The 13,994-nt window shown below is 61.8% G+C and carries 13 protein-coding genes; 7 read left to right on the forward strand and 6 right to left on the reverse strand.

Annotated elements, in window-relative coordinates:
- Positions 1 to 125: 125 nt before the first annotated feature.
- From F4Y38_03300 to F4Y38_03320, 5 genes are read right to left on the reverse strand one after another with little or no spacing between them, the layout of a single operon-like run.
- Positions 126 to 1,355: an amidohydrolase family protein gene (locus F4Y38_03300; GenBank protein ID MXY48307.1), complete on the reverse strand. Its 1,230-nt coding sequence runs from the start codon at positions 1,353 to 1,355 to the stop codon at positions 126 to 128.
- A complete protein-coding gene (locus tag F4Y38_03305) occupies positions 992 to 1,972 on the reverse strand; it encodes an MBL fold metallo-hydrolase (GenBank protein ID MXY48308.1) in 981 nt (326 codons plus the stop codon). Before F4Y38_03305 ends, F4Y38_03300 begins: the two co-directional genes overlap by 364 nt.
- 59 nt (positions 1,973 to 2,031) lie before the next feature.
- Positions 2,032 to 2,337 (reverse strand): hypothetical protein, encoded by a 306-nt coding sequence (locus F4Y38_03310; protein MXY48309.1) that lies wholly within the window; start codon positions 2,335 to 2,337, stop codon positions 2,032 to 2,034.
- Positions 2,334 to 3,851, reverse strand: a complete 1,518-nt coding sequence (locus tag F4Y38_03315) for a hypothetical protein (protein MXY48310.1) — start codon at positions 3,849 to 3,851, stop codon at positions 2,334 to 2,336. Before F4Y38_03315 ends, F4Y38_03310 begins: the two co-directional genes overlap by 4 nt.
- Positions 3,852 to 3,872: 21 nt before the next feature.
- Positions 3,873 to 5,099 carry a trypsin-like serine protease gene (locus F4Y38_03320; GenBank protein MXY48311.1) on the reverse strand — a complete coding sequence of 409 codons (1,227 nt, stop codon included), beginning with the start codon at positions 5,097 to 5,099 and terminating at the stop codon, positions 3,873 to 3,875.
- A 270-nt stretch (positions 5,100 to 5,369) separates the two neighbouring features.
- Between F4Y38_03320 and F4Y38_03325 the strand changes: the two genes are divergently transcribed.
- On the forward strand, positions 5,370 to 6,476 hold the full coding sequence (locus F4Y38_03325) for an aminotransferase class V-fold PLP-dependent enzyme (GenBank protein MXY48312.1): 1,107 nt from the start codon (positions 5,370 to 5,372) through the stop codon (positions 6,474 to 6,476).
- An 82-nt stretch (positions 6,477 to 6,558) separates the two neighbouring features.
- On the forward strand, positions 6,559 to 6,882 hold the full coding sequence (locus tag F4Y38_03330; GenBank protein MXY48313.1) for an MTH1187 family thiamine-binding protein: 324 nt from the start codon (positions 6,559 to 6,561) through the stop codon (positions 6,880 to 6,882).
- A gap of 115 nt (positions 6,883 to 6,997) precedes the next feature.
- On the opposite strand, the gene F4Y38_03335 is transcribed toward F4Y38_03330, so the two are convergent.
- On the reverse strand, positions 6,998 to 7,963 hold the full coding sequence (locus tag F4Y38_03335) for an aldo/keto reductase (GenBank protein ID MXY48314.1): 966 nt from the start codon (positions 7,961 to 7,963) through the stop codon (positions 6,998 to 7,000).
- 140 nt (positions 7,964 to 8,103) lie between these two features.
- On the opposite strand from F4Y38_03335, the gene F4Y38_03340 reads away from it, so the two are divergent.
- The 5 genes from F4Y38_03340 (at position 8,104) to F4Y38_03360 (ending at position 13,987) form a co-directional block, all read left to right on the forward strand.
- Entirely contained in the window at positions 8,104 to 8,934 is an 831-nt protein-coding gene (locus F4Y38_03340) for a phytanoyl-CoA dioxygenase family protein (GenBank protein ID MXY48315.1), read from the forward strand.
- 89 nt (positions 8,935 to 9,023) lie between these two features.
- Complete coding sequence (locus tag F4Y38_03345) at positions 9,024 to 10,487, forward strand: sulfatase-like hydrolase/transferase (protein MXY48316.1); 1,464 nt, start codon at positions 9,024 to 9,026, stop codon at positions 10,485 to 10,487.
- Between the two features lie 114 nt (positions 10,488 to 10,601).
- A complete protein-coding gene (locus tag F4Y38_03350; GenBank protein MXY48317.1) occupies positions 10,602 to 11,603 on the forward strand; it encodes a hypothetical protein in 1,002 nt (333 codons plus the stop codon).
- Between the two features lie 63 nt (positions 11,604 to 11,666).
- Positions 11,667 to 12,863 carry a hypothetical protein gene (locus F4Y38_03355; GenBank protein MXY48318.1) on the forward strand — a complete coding sequence of 399 codons (1,197 nt, stop codon included), beginning with the start codon at positions 11,667 to 11,669 and terminating at the stop codon, positions 12,861 to 12,863.
- On the forward strand, positions 12,695 to 13,987 hold the full coding sequence (locus F4Y38_03360; GenBank protein ID MXY48319.1) for a hypothetical protein: 1,293 nt from the start codon (positions 12,695 to 12,697) through the stop codon (positions 13,985 to 13,987). The genes F4Y38_03355 and F4Y38_03360 overlap by 169 nt, the downstream gene beginning before the upstream one ends.
- The last annotated feature ends 7 nt before the right edge of the window (positions 13,988 to 13,994 follow it).

Below are 13,994 nucleotides of genomic sequence, written 5' to 3' on the forward strand. Positions count from 1 at the left end.
CGGGGACACGTACCCACTCCTGGTCCCTGACTTCCGGTTCCAGCAGTTCAGTCTGCGTATCGGGCTGCGTACCGGGCTGTGTCACCACAGACATCTTTCCGGACTCCTGCCTCTCCCGGCGTCATTCACCCCAATCGATAAAAACGGCGGGCATTGTCGTGAAACAACTTTCGTCGGTCCTCTTCGGAGACGCCCTTCACCGCGTCGACGAGCGTCTCGAACCATGCCCGGAAGGTCGCCGCGAGCGTACAGACCGGCCAGTCGCTGCCGTACATCACCCGGTCGAATCCGAATATGTCGATCAGATGGTCGATGTAAGGTCTCAGGTCGTCCGCGGTCCAGTTTTCCTTCGCCCGGGTCACGAGACCGGAAATCTTGCAGACCGTGTTGGGAAACCCGGCCAGTTGGTTCATGTAGTCCGCCCACGGCGCGTAACCGTCCGCCGCGATATCCGGCCCTCCGCAGTGGTTGATGGCGTGGGTCACCTCGGGGGTCGCGCGAACCAGGGTCACCGACGCATCCAGCTGCGTGACGTTGGCGCATAGCTCAAAGGTGTAACCGTACTTGGGCAGCGCTTTTACGCCTTCGATCAGGGACGGCGAGCTGTAGAACGCCGGGTCTTCGTGATGCCAGGCCATGCGGCGGACGCCGACCACCAGGGGATAGTCCCCGGCCAGCCGCTCCAGGGTCTCCTCGCGTTCCTCCGATTCCAGGGGCGCCGTGGCGACGATCGCGCCGATCATGCCATCCTCGGCGGCTATGCGCACGAGCCGGTCCACCTCGGCCACCTCGACGCCGGGCGCGGGGTCCGCTTCAATATGTACGGATCGGGTGATATCGATGCCTTCGAACGCGGTCCGGTAGTCCTTCGGCCCATACCGCTGTCGTAGGGCATCGAATCCTTCCAGCCAGGGATAGCTCAGTTCGGCCGTATCCCAGAGATGCTGATGCGCATCGATGATCTGCAAATTACACCTCCCGTTTTTGAGCGTTATTCCGCCGAACCGTAACTGTTGAATATCGTCTCGATCCAGCGCGCTTCCGGGACGAAGTCGCTCGCGTAGCCGGACCACTCTTCCGGCAGGCCCGCCGCCTTGATCTCGTCGAGGGTTTTCCCCTCCGCCATCATCGCACGGACAGCATCCGTAGTCGCTACGAGCATGCCGTGGTAAGTCCGCAGGTCCGCCCGGTCGCCCAGATCGCCGTGTCCCGGTATGACCCGGGTGTCCGGTCCGATGATTTCCAGCACCCCGGCGATATTGCGGATCAGTCCGTCCACCGAACCACCGCTGCGCAGATCCACAAAGGGGAACCGTCCATTGAAAAAGGTATCCCCCATATGCACCACGTCCGATTCCGTGAAGTAGACGTAACTGTCGTTGTCCGTGTGTGCGCCGGGCATATGCACCAGCCTGATCTCTTCCCCGTTGAAGTGGACCGAGACCTCCTCGTCGAAGGTGATCACCGGCCAGCCGTCCTTCACCATGGCGGGTATGGTCTGGACACCCCGCTGCTGCGGCGTGGACAGCCGTTTGCGGACGTTGGTGTGGGCGATGATGGTCGCCTCCAGGCCGAAGATGGGGTTGCCGCCGACATGATCGCCGTGAAAATGGGTGTTCAGGACGAACTTGAGGGGCCCCGCGTGCAGGCCCCGGAGGGCGGATTTGATCTTGTCGGCCAGCGGCGCGTACTGGTCGTCGATGATCAATACGCCGTCTTCGCCGACCGAAACGCCGATGTTTCCACCGCTGCCGGTCAGCATGTAGATGTTTCCGACGACGGGATGGGCTTCGACGACTACCTCATCCCAATTCTGCTGTGCATCGGCTGGACCGGACTCAGCCAAAACGAAGAACAACACCGAAAAACACCTGAGTGCCGGTTTCATATCCTTACTCCTTGTGCGTTGCTCTCGAAGAGCCCGGACAGTGTCCGGATTCATACCAAACGGACGCCTGTAAATTGACTCCATCTATTCGACCATAAGGGTAAGGGCAATCAGACAGGTTGTCACGGAATAACGTGATCCTCTCAGCCTGTCCCTCGGTAGAAAGTCTCCGCGGTCTTACAGGTTACAAACAAGGCGCCCAACATCAGGGCAAGGAAGAGGTACATCGGCCACGACGGGGCGTACCACCACGCCAGCGTGAAGAAGACGGCGCTCAGGCACGTGCCGGGCAGGACCATCTTGTTGTACGCGACCTTGAACAGTACAAGGACGCACAACCCGAAGAAACCTTTCAGGATCAGTCCCCAAAATGTCCCCGGCAGCGCCAGAATCACGACGATGCAGAAGCAGATGAACAGGAGCAGTACTACGGGGAGTAAACGGTTCATTGCTCGAGTAGCAAGTTCGGCTGGTAGTAACTTTCAGCGTCCAGCGGCGGCCCGGAAACACCGTCAATCCACGATGAAGCGCTTTCCGCGATGGTCGCGTTCAGGTCCGCCCGTTCCAGCCAGTCAATGAACTCCCACACGGCCTGAACGTGGACACCATAGTCTTCATGGGTGTCGACCCTGCCGATGACCACCTCGTCGTCCAGGATCTGTACCGTGATCCCCGCATATTGCACGGCCACGATGTAGCCATGGTGGTCGAACACCGGACTGCCGCTCGTCCCGCCGGTCAGTGACATGTTGTAATGAACGACGCGGCCGGTGTTCCGGGGATCGCTGTCAAACGCCGCATCGTAGAAGGGCCGGAGCGAACTGAGCGTGCCCTCCCGGAAGGTAGCCAGCGGCAATACGTCATTCTGCAACGGGGGATAGGCCGGAAAGCCAAGTGATCCCAGAGGTTGACCGATGCGCAATCCTCCGGTAAGGTCCCTCGGCAAAAACGCGGGGAGTTCGTGGGGCAGTTCTTCTCCGAGGACGATCAAAGCCACGTCGGGCGATTCAACCGTGCCATCGTATTCCGGGTGGGTGAAGTGCCGATTCCAGGTGTATGTTTCGCTTCCGCCGACCAGCGTACCGGACCTGGTGGCGAAGGGGCGTGGATTGCGACTCCGCAGCCTGGGGTCGGACAGCAACTCGTCGATGCGATCGGTCACGTGCGCGGCGGTCCACAACCTGTCCGTGTAGTACGCGCGGAAGGCTGTTCCGAGCACCCTGTTGCCGTCGTTCAGCGTGATGCCGATGGCATAGATCGCGTCGTAGAGGTTACCATCCTCGATCACGTCCGCCCAGTTAAGCGTCTCCCCCTGCGGACCGACGGGACCCTGTTCGCCCGGATCGCCCTGCTCGCCAGGCTCGCCCTGCGGACCGACGGGACCCTGTTCGCCCGGATCGCCCTGCTCGCCAGGCTCGCCCTGCGGACCGGCCGGGCCCTGCTCACCCGGTTCGCCCTGCGGACCGACGGGACCCTGTTCGCCCGGATCGCCCTGCGGACCGGCCGGGCCCTGCTCGCCCTGCGAACCCGTCGGGCCTTGCTCACCCGGTTCGCCCTGTGGACCGGCTGGACCCTGCTCACCCTGCGAACCCGTCGGGCCTTGCTCGCCCTGCTCGCCCTGCGGACCGGCCGGGCCCTGCTCGCCCGGTGGACCGGCCGGGCCCTGCTCACCGTGCGAACCCGTCGGGCCTTGCTCACCCGGTTCGCCCTGCGGACCGGCCGGGCCCTGCTCGCCCGGTGGACCCGTTTCGCCGCGTTCTCCCTGGGGACCGGGAACACCGGGTTCGCCCTGGACACCCGTTTCGCCCTGGGGTCCTACGATCCCCTGCGGACCCGAAACGCCTTGTGGACCCGGAGGGCCCAGTACGCCCGCTGGACCGACCGGACCCCGTTCTCCCTGGCATGCAACGACCAGAAGAGACACCGTCAGTAAGAACGCTCTAAGCGACACCCGATTTTCCATGTTTCGTCCTGGTACACCGGGTTACGGAAGCCACGTTTCTCCGTTCCAGTTTTTGGGGAAGGCCTGATACTCCGTATCTGGTGACGACTGCGTGTCTGCTTCGACGGTATCGGTATCGTTCAATCCGTCGAAGGTAACGGTAGCATCCACGCTGGCAAGAAAGTCCAGAAGGTCCCACGCCAACGAGATGTTTATACCGAAGTTCTCGTGCGTATCTATAGCCGCCAGGAACTCCAGCTCTTCTTCCTCCTCTTCTTCACCTTCGCCTTCACCCCCTCCCTCACCTTCGTCCTCTTCTCCCTCACCTTCGCCTTCTTCCTCGTCTGGATACTCTTCCTCTTCTTCAGGATAAGGAACAAGTTGAACGATCCCGGCGTGGTTTATCGCGATGATGAACCCCTGGTGATCGAAGACCGGGCTTCCGCTCGTTCCACCGCGCGTCGCCAGGTTATAGTGGACCAAATGGCCGGTGTTTATGGGAAAATCGAGAAAGGACTCGTTGTAGAACGGCCGGAGGGCACTGATCGTCCCTTCCTTGAAACTGGCCAGGGGAAGCAGGGCGTCGGCAATCGTGGACATTCTCGGAAAACCGAGCGTTCCCACCGGCTGCCCGGCGCGCAGTTCGTCGGTGAACTCCCGGGGCAGAAAAACCGGCGAAGGATGGTTTATCGTACCGTTGATTTCGATCAGGGCGACATCCGCGGACATGACGGTACCATCGTACTCGGGGTGAATAATGTACGGCCTCCAGAAATAGGTCTCATCTCCGCCAATGAGCGTGCCCGTACGGGTAACGAAAGGGACAGGGTTCAATTCCGCGACTTCAGGGTCACGAATGAGTTCCACGACTTCTGTCACCACGTGGGCATTCGTCCACAGCTTGTCGGTGAAATACGCACTGAAAGCGGTTCCACCGGTAAACGGTCCTTCGTCGGTCAACACGCCGACTATGTAAATGGCATCCTGCAGGTTTCCCGTCTCGATGACATCCGCCCAGTTGAGCGTTACACCGGCGTCTCCCTGCTCCCCCTGCTCGCCTTGAGGTCCCTGAGGACCCTGCTCGCCCTGAGGACCCTGCACGCCCTGGGATCCCTGGACCCCCTGAACGCCTTGCGCCCCCTGTACACCCTGCACGCCCTGCTCACCCTGCACGCCCTGATCGCCCCGTGGACCCAGTGGTCCCTGATCGCCTTTGCACGCCACCAGGACGAATGCGAATACGAACGCCATGATCGTTAAACTACGCACGAATCCCATCCTTTCTATTTGAAGTGTACTGTTATTGTTCCGGCTAAACATCCAGTATTCCCCATGTATCCGGATTTAGTTTGATTTTACAATATTTCGCCTCAATTACAAGGAATTACTATGTTCCCTGCCATATTCTGTTAGACACATGTCGGGCGCTTAGGATAGATTGTCCTGAGCCCGAAGCTCTGGCAGGACGCTGCCGACATACGCGCCACGCGGCGAATCACGTCCGCAGTGGAAAACTGAACCTTTACGAGGAACTTCTCTATGCCTCCTCCGGATTGCCCTACCTATGACAGCATAAGTGTCCGGCCCCTGATCAACTGCAAGGGTACGCTGACCATGTACAGCGGATCGGTCATGCTGCCGGAAGTCCGGCGGGCCATGGCCGAAGCGTCCAGGAAGTACGTGCATATCGAAGAACTCATGGAAGGCGTCGGACGGCGAATAGCCGAAATCATGCAGGCGGAATCCGGCCTGGTGACCAATGGATGCGCCGCGGCGCTTTGCCAGGTAACCGCCGCCTGCGTGGCCGGAACGGACCCTGACCGGATCGGCAGGTTGCCGGACACTTCGGGCATGAAGAACGAGGTCATTACGCTCAGGACGCATCGCCATGTCTACGACCACGCCATTCGCATGGTGGGGATCACGCTCGTGGAAGTGGACGACGACCCGGATAGCCTGCGGGCCGCCTTCAACGAACGCACCGCCAAGGTCGCCCTGTTCGGCGACCGCGCGGGCGACGGCGTAATGACCGTTGCCGAGATCGTCGGCATCGCCCATGACCATGGCGTTCCCGTTTTCGTGGACGCGGCCGCGGAACGACCGGATGTGCCCAATCCGTACCTGGCGGACGGCGTGGACGCCGTGGCCTACAGCGGAGGGAAGTGCCTCCGGGGACCGCAGGCCTCCGGGCTGGTCCTCGGCCGACGCGACCTGCTGTGGGCGGCTTTCATGAACGGTGCCCCGCATCATTCCATCGCGCGCCCGATGAAGGCCGGCAAGGAGGAGATCATGGGGCTGCTGGCCGCCGTGGAGCAGTGGGTTCAGAGAGATCACGAAGCGGAATGGAAGGCATGGGAAGGATATCTTCAGACCGTGATCGATGCGGTCGGGGCACTACCGTCCATGCGGACGTCGATCCGGCAACCGGGCCGGTCCAACGTCGCGCCGGTCTTGCACATGAACTGGGAGACCTCAAAAATCGGCATCGATCCGGACGAAGTCGTGCGCCTGTTGTCCGAAGGCGAACCCCGCGTCGAAATGGGTGGGGGCGCCGGCCTGTCCATCATGCCATATATGATGGAGCCCGGCGAGGATGCCCTGGTGGCCGCACGACTCAGGGAAATCCTGGAACCGCGGGTAAAGTGAAACAGAGTATGGACGCCGTGGCGGCCGCGCACCTGCGGGAGATTCTCGAACCAGGGGTTACGAACAGTCGGGGGCAGGTATCATGAAAGTCATAGTCGATCTGTGCGTGGTGCCCATCGGGGTTGGCGTATCGGTATCCGATCACGTCGCGGCCTGCGAAAGGGTGCTGAGAGAGGCAGGACTCAAGACCTTCATGCATGCATACGGCACCAACATCGAAGGAGAATGGGAAGAGGTGTTCGAGGCCGTGAAGCGATGCCACGAGACGGTGCACGAAATGGGCGCACCGAGGATTTCCACGACCATCCGCCTGGGTACGCGAACCGACCGCGCGCAGACCATGGAAGAGAAGATCGAGAGCGTCCAACAGAAGCTGAAGGAAGAAGGACCCGGTGATGCCGGTTGATTTTCTGTCCAACGGAAGCTCATGGGCCGGAGCTTGAACGACCCGGCAGTATGACTCCTGAAACATGACACCGCGTCGAAACGAATAACGCCGGCCATGTGTATCACGGCGACCGTTAGTTGCCGACAGGTTCGCTGATGTGGCCGAAGAGCCGCTGTATGCGCTTCACGTGCATTTTGGGGAGCGGACCTTTGGCGATGCTCTTGATGTTCTGTTCGATCTTGTCCAGGGTCACCGCGCTGCAGACCGCGGTGGTGACGCCCTCGGTGTAGGCCACGAACCGGTACGCCGCTTCGACCAGTGAATCCACATCGGGATCTTCGAGCAGGAAGTCGTACGGTGAATGGGGGTCGATGGACTCGTCCAGCAGTTCCTGATCCTGCAGTTCTTCGATCGTGGCGGCGAGCCGCGCCGGGTCCTTGAAGATGTTGCGCACCGAAAAGATGTTCATGACGCCCACGTCGTATTCCGTGCAATAGGGAAAGACCGTATGCCGGGCTGACTGGTTGAGCATGCTGTAGGCGATCATGACGACGTCCAGCTTTCCGGTCGGCACCGCGGCCCGCAACCAGGCATGGGCGCCGTCGGTCAACGCGGTCTCGCTGGAACCGAGGAAACGGATCTTGCCCTGCCGGCAGAGCCGTTCAAGCACCGGGAACGATTCGTTGATCATGTCATCGAAATCCGCCTTCTCCGTGGCGGCGATCAACGCTACGTCAATCTCGTCCACGCCCAGGCGGCGCAGGCTGGTCTCGATGGATTCGGTAATGTGCCGCGGATTCATCAGGATCGGCCCGCTTTCCTCGTCGAACTGCGAGAGTACAACCCGCGTGGCGACGTAGTACCGGTCGCGCGGTATGCCTCGAAAGGCCCGCCCGAGGATCGCCTCGGCTTCAAGGTAGCCCGGAGACGTATCGAAGAGGTTGATGCCCAGGTCCAGGACCCCGTGGACGAGCCGGTGCATCTCCGGCTCGGTCAGCGGAGGATCGCTGGTCTGCCCCAGCCGGTTGAAACCGCCGGATCCCATGCTCAGCGTAGAAACATTCAAACCGGTGCGTCCCAGGGGGCGGTACGAAATCATATCAACTCCTGCCGGTGTTGCATTTGGTGAGAATCGACTTTACAAAACGGCCGGTTTTGAATATCGATCTTGAATCGCGGTTCAGCTTCAGTAACCGCCTTCATTGATACACTGATACACTCTAAGAGGATGGAACGGTCATGTCAACCGTCGAAGACCTGGTCAAGCGGATCAGCATCGAGGGCTGGTGCGTCGTAGACGGCGTGATACCCCCCGAAGAAGTGGTGAAAGTCCGCGACAGCCTGGTCGCCACGGCGAATGGCCGGCCCGAGGACCTGGAAAACGGCCGGCATGCCGTTCGTGGGATCATCGCCTACGACCCGGCGATCGCCCCGTACCTGTCCGACGATCGAATCCTGGGGGTCACCGAAGCGTTTTTCGGCCAGCACGTCCGCATATCCATGACCACGGGTGTCATTCTCCACCCCGGATTTCCCCGGACGGACAATCCGGGCGGGGGCCTGCACTCGGACTGGCCTTTCGGTCAGGGCTACGACTATCGCATCCCGGCGCCTTATCCCGACGCGCCGCTGCTGCTGACCAGCCTCTGGATGCTCACGCCCTTCACCCGGGAGAACGGCGGCACGGTACTGGTGCCCGGAAGCCACAAGGCGGGCAATAACCCGACGGGTGACAGCAGCCTGGTGCCTGGAACGACGCACCCATCGGAAATCCAGGCCGAAGGGAGACCGGGAAGCGTGCTGCTCTTCGACAGCCGGACCTGGCATATCAACGGACATAACCACAGCGACGAGACCCGTATGGCGATCATCGCCCGTTACGCGGCCTGGTGGTTCAACCTCAACCCGATTATACCCGGCCTTTCGGACTTCGAACGCGATGCGGCCAACCGGGGATTCAGACCGGACGACGTCGTGCCGCTGACACCGGAGCAGTACGACGCGCTGCCTGAACGCACCAGGCCCCTGTTCCATCACATCGTCGTCGGGCAGCGGATCCTTCCGACCTAGGCCTGCCGACCCGGACACCGGCCGCCGGAACGGTACATAATCCAGGCACTGTCCGCCGTAACGGTCCACGCCTCCGGCTTGAGGAATCCATGAAACATAGCAACCGACCCAACGTCGTCTTAATCTGCGCCGACCAGCTTCGCGGCGACACCCTCGGCATCGCGGGCCACCCCGTGGTCCACTCGCCCGGCATCGACGCCCTCGCCCATACCGGACACTACTTCCCCCGCGCAGTCTCGGAGGTTCCCTCCTGCGTGGGCGCCCGCCGGACGCTCTTCAGCGGGCAGTGGCCGGTCACCCACGGCATGGTCGGTTTCGACGACATGGCGTCGTGGGACGAGCCGGACACGCTCTGCAGGGTCTTCCGGCGCAATGGCTACAAGACCTACTGTATCGGAAAGAGACATGTCTATCCCCAGGACGAACCCTACGGATTCGACCGGATCGTCGCCCACGAGGAAGGCCGGTACCTGTCTCCCGGATACCGCGACGACTACCTGGACTGGCTGGCCGAACAGGGATGGGGCGACTTCGGCCTGTTCAGTGCGGGCGTGACCAACAACGGGTACACGGCCCGTCCCTGCGTCTTCCCCGAGGAATTCCACGTGACCACGTGGACGGCCACGCAGGCCATTCGCGTCATGGACGAACACGTCCGGGACCACGGCCGGGACACGCCATTCTTCCTGTTCGTGTCCTTCAGCAAGCCCCATCCGCCCTGGGACCCGCCCGCGTTCTTCTTCGAGCGGTATGCCAACGACCCCGATCTGCCCGAACCGGCCATGGGCGATCCGTCCCGTTACGTGGGCGGGCGCATGTCCTTTGTAAAGGCCCACGGCCCCTTCCCGGAAGCCGAGTATCTACCCCTGTCCCCCCGGAACGTCCGGCGGGCCCGGGCGGGCTACTACGGCTGCATCGATCACGTGGACACCCAGATCACACGGTTCACCTATCACATGTGGCGCATGCTCCAGCTGCGCAACCTCGTCTTCGCCTTCGTCGGCGACCACGGCGACATGATGGGCGACCACCATTACTGGGCCAAGTCGTACGGGTACGAGGGATCGATCCGCGTGCCCTTCGTCCTGAACTTCCCCGCGCAGATGGATCTCCCCGCGGGCGCCCGGTACCCCGAGACGACCGTGGGCCTGGCCGACCTGATGCCTACGCTGCTCGACGTGTGCGGCCTGCCCGCGCCCGGCCGCATGGACGGCCGATCGCTCATGCCGCTCGTGCGGGGCGAAACGGACCGGCTGGACCGGGAGCGGCTGCACGCCGAACACCTCGAATTCGGCCATTACCTTGTCGGCCACCGGGACAAGTTCATCTGGCACTACCGGACCGGGCAGTTCGAGTACTACGACCTCCAGGAAGATCCGCTCGAGTGCCGGAACCTGTACGATGATGATCCTTCCAGGGCCCGGGCCCTTCGCGACCAGTTGCGGGGCCTGATCGTGGACCAGGGACGGGAGAAGGATTTCATGCGCGACGGGGACTTAAGCAACGAAGTCGCGCAGCGCCACACGCACGAGTTTCCGCCCTACGCCGTATAGGGATAGCTGTCGCGTCAGCCGCAGCCTGGGCCGGTTCTGCCGGTCAGGTCCAGCAGGTTTTTGAGCCATGTGGGTTGCCGGGACCTTCCGCTGGATTTTTTGGTGAGATGCAAAATGGAAAAGCCTTTCGAGCCCGCCTATGACCGCGGGGGGCTGCGTCCCCGTTATCCCGAATCGATTCCGCCCGGGAAGATTCGCGAGAAGCTGCTCGAGCTGTTCGGCATGGCTGACATTCCGGAAAAGGTCGATTATTCCGTGGGCCGCTCCCGGGTGGAAGACGGCATCCGGCTCACCGACCTTACCTATGCCAATTCCCACGGGGAGACGGTCCCGGCCATCCTGATCGAGCCCCTGAACGACCCGGCCGAACACCTCCCGGGCGTGGTCTGCTTACCGGGCACGGGCGGGTCGGCCGAGCGCATGGCCCTCGAACGGTTCTACAAGGACGGTCCGAACGAGCCGCCGCTCTTTGGATGGGCCCGGGAGCTTGCCCGGCGGGGCTACGTCGCGCTGGCCATCTCGCCCAAGGGCTGCCACGGCCGGGGCACGAACGAGGTTTCCTGGTACATTGAGCTCAAGCACCTGCTCGCTTACGGCATCTCGCAGATGGGACTGCTCGTGGAAGAAGCGCTCAGAGGCGTCCGTGTGCTCCAGGTCCAGGACCGGATCGGGGCCAACAAGGTGGGATTGACGGGCATGTCCCTGGGCGGCAACGCGACGTGGTACGCCATGGCCTGCGCTCCGTGGCTGGCGGCCGGCGTCCCCGTATGCGGCGGCGTGGGACAGTTGGAGCGCGTCATAAGGGAAGGCGACCTGTACCGGCACAGCGCCTACTTCTACGTGCCCCACATGCTCCGCTACTTCGACCATCCCGAAATCGTCGCGAATTGCATCGCGCCCCGGCCCTTCATGATGGTAGCGCCCACGTCTGACGAGGACATGCCGAAGTCCGGGGTCGACGAACTCAAACGCGTGGTGGCGCCGGTATATCGCGACGCCGGGGCGGCTGACTGCTTCCGCGTCTACCAGCCCGATGGCAACCACGTCTTCCGATTCGAGTACTTCGAGTGGATGGTGGCCTGGTTCGATCGGTTTATCAAGGGCGAATGCGCTTGACGGCAATCGGATTCCGCCCTAACTTCAACTGCGTTCCCTTCAACATGTTGCAGGCAGGATGACATCGTGAGCGAATCTGCCAGAGCTCCTAACGAATCGGGCGACTCCCCGGAAGTCGTCGGTCCGGATCATACCGTGCTTGCCGACGAGGAAGTGCTGACCGAGGGACCGCAGTACAACGCGCCGCCCCCGAAGAAGCGCGTGAAGTGGTACCGGTGCCGCGTCACGCGGGAACAGCTCGCCAGCCTCAACAAACGCAGCGATTTCCTGGGATTCGTACAGACCCTCGGCTATCTCGCCGTCCTTGCGGCGGGGGCTGGAGCCGCAATCTACTCCTCTCTCTACTGGCCGTGGTACGTTACTTTGCTCCTGGTGTTCATCAACGGCCACTTCTGGCATTTCCTGGTGAACGGCTTTCACGAACTGGTCCATGATTCCGTCTTCAGAACCCGCTGGCTGAACCGCTTCTTCCTCCGCGTGTATTCCTTCCTGGGGTGGCACAACCACCACCATTTCTGGGCGAGTCACACCGAGCATCACAAGTACACCCTGCACCATCCGGACGACCAGGAGGTGGTCCTTCCCGCGAAATTCGACATGCGGAACATGTGGAAGTGGTCGATCGTCAATTACCGTTATCCCTACGACCTGGTGAAGGGCAGGTTGGCGGCCGTCGCGGGCAAGATACCGGACGACCGCTGGTCGCAGGAGCTTTTCCCGGAAGGCGACCCGGAGCGGCGGCGGGCCTATACCAACTGGGAAAGGGTGATGTTCACCGGCCACGTCCTGATTGCAGGCGTGTCTCTGCTCTTCGGTCTCTGGGTCGTACCCCTGGTCATTACCTTCCCGAAGATGATCGGCGCGTGGCTCCAGTTCCTGTGCAACGCGACCCAGCACGTGGGCCTGCAGGACGAAATCCCCGACTTCCGCCTGTGCTGCCGAACGTTTTATATCAACCCCGTCCTGCAGTTCCTGTACTGGCACATGAACTACCATACCGAGCACCACATGTACGCGGCGGTCCCCTGCTACAAACTGGGCAGGCTCCACCGGCTCATCAAACACGAAATGCCTCACTGCACCAGCGGTTTATGGGAAACCTGGAAGCAGATCATCCAGATCATGGACCGCCAGCAAGTGGAACCCGATTATCAGTTCATCGCCGAACTCCCGGCGACCGCGCCATCACCCGCGACCGCACCCGCACCGGCGAACGCGTCCGCACCCGCGCCCCCTTCCGCACCCCGGAATTCCGCATGAAAATCACTGGCATCAGGTTGTTCGTACTCGAAGATCCCGACCAGCCGCAATACTATCACGTACTGAAGCAGGTCCCCGGCCTGAGGCGCACGCAGTATACCCACGGCAGCAGATCCCATCCCAAAACCGGAAATCTGCGGCAGCACTTCATCCGGGTCGAGACCGATGAGGGCATAGAAGGCACGTGCACGACCACGATGGACGGCGAGCAGGTGGAGATCCTGCGGACGCAGGTGATGGGAAAGAACCCGCTGAACCGCGAAGAGCTGTTCCAGTTGCTTCACAAGGGCACGCGGTGGCTTTACCAGAGACCCGGCTGGTTCGGCGATTTCGACAACTGTTTGTGGGACATCGCGGGCAAGAAGGCGGGCCTGCCGGTCTACGCCCTGATCGGCCGGGTCCGGGACCGGTTCCCGGTGTATCTGACCGGGGGTGATTCCGATATCGAGACCTACCTGCAGATGATCGAGGACGGCAGGGAATACGGCGTAAACGCCTACAAGTTCCACACCTACAAGGGCGGCAAGGCGGACATCCCGATCTTCCGGGAAGTCCGGAGGATCGTCGGTCCCGACTACCTGCTGCTGAACGACCCGGTCTGTTCCTACACGCTGCAGGAAGCCATCGAGGTGGGACGGGTCATGGAGGAACTGGACTTCGTCTGGCTGGAAGAACCGATGCACGAACACAAGGAGCATCAGTACCGGGAACTGTGCCGGGAGCTGACCATACCGGTGATGGGGAACGAAACGTTGATGCACGACCTGGGCATTTCGACCCAGCGGCTGATTTCAGGGGCGACCGACCTGCTGCGCGCCAACGCGCGGCATGGGACCACGCAGGTCCTCAAGATGGCCCATTTCGCCGAAATGTACGACACCAACATCGAGTTGAACGCCGAGGGCGGCCTCTTCGGACTCGTCCACGCCCATCTCGGATGTTGTATCGACAACACGGGGTTCTACGAGACCGGAACTCAGGGATTCGTAGACACAGCCAGCACCTGGGGCATGGTCAACAAGCCGCTCGTAGCGGACGGCCACATCGTACCGCCCGATGGTCCGGGCTGGGGCGCTGAGTGGGACATCGAGCGCTTCGAGGCCATGACCGTGGCGAAGTGTTGATTGTGCG

This window comes from Gemmatimonadota bacterium (genome assembly GCA_009838645.1).
GTDB lineage: Bacteria > JAAXHH01 > JAAXHH01 > JAAXHH01 > JAAXHH01 > JAAXHH01.

Bases quoted from the DNA above. Each gene is read 5' to 3' on its own strand.
- F4Y38_03315 (MXY48310.1), bottom strand. From the start codon at position 3,851: ATGGAAAATCGGGTGTCGCTTAGAGCGTTCTTACTGACGGTGTCTCTT.
- F4Y38_03340 (MXY48315.1), top strand. From the start codon at position 8,104: ATGTCAACCGTCGAAGACCTGGTCAAGCGGATCAGCATCGAGGGCTGG.
- F4Y38_03360 (MXY48319.1), top strand. From the start codon at position 12,695: ATGGGAAACCTGGAAGCAGATCATCCAGATCATGGACCGCCAGCAAGT.
- F4Y38_03310 (MXY48309.1), bottom strand. From the start codon at position 2,337: ATGAACCGTTTACTCCCCGTAGTACTGCTCCTGTTCATCTGCTTCTGC.
- F4Y38_03335 (MXY48314.1), bottom strand. From the start codon at position 7,963: ATGATTTCGTACCGCCCCCTGGGACGCACCGGTTTGAATGTTTCTACG.
- F4Y38_03305 (MXY48308.1), bottom strand. From the start codon at position 1,972: ATGGAGTCAATTTACAGGCGTCCGTTTGGTATGAATCCGGACACTGTC.
- F4Y38_03345 (MXY48316.1), top strand. From the start codon at position 9,024: ATGAAACATAGCAACCGACCCAACGTCGTCTTAATCTGCGCCGACCAG.
- F4Y38_03330 (MXY48313.1), top strand. From the start codon at position 6,559: ATGAAAGTCATAGTCGATCTGTGCGTGGTGCCCATCGGGGTTGGCGTA.
- F4Y38_03325 (MXY48312.1), top strand. From the start codon at position 5,370: ATGCCTCCTCCGGATTGCCCTACCTATGACAGCATAAGTGTCCGGCCC.
- F4Y38_03350 (MXY48317.1), top strand. From the start codon at position 10,602: ATGGAAAAGCCTTTCGAGCCCGCCTATGACCGCGGGGGGCTGCGTCCC.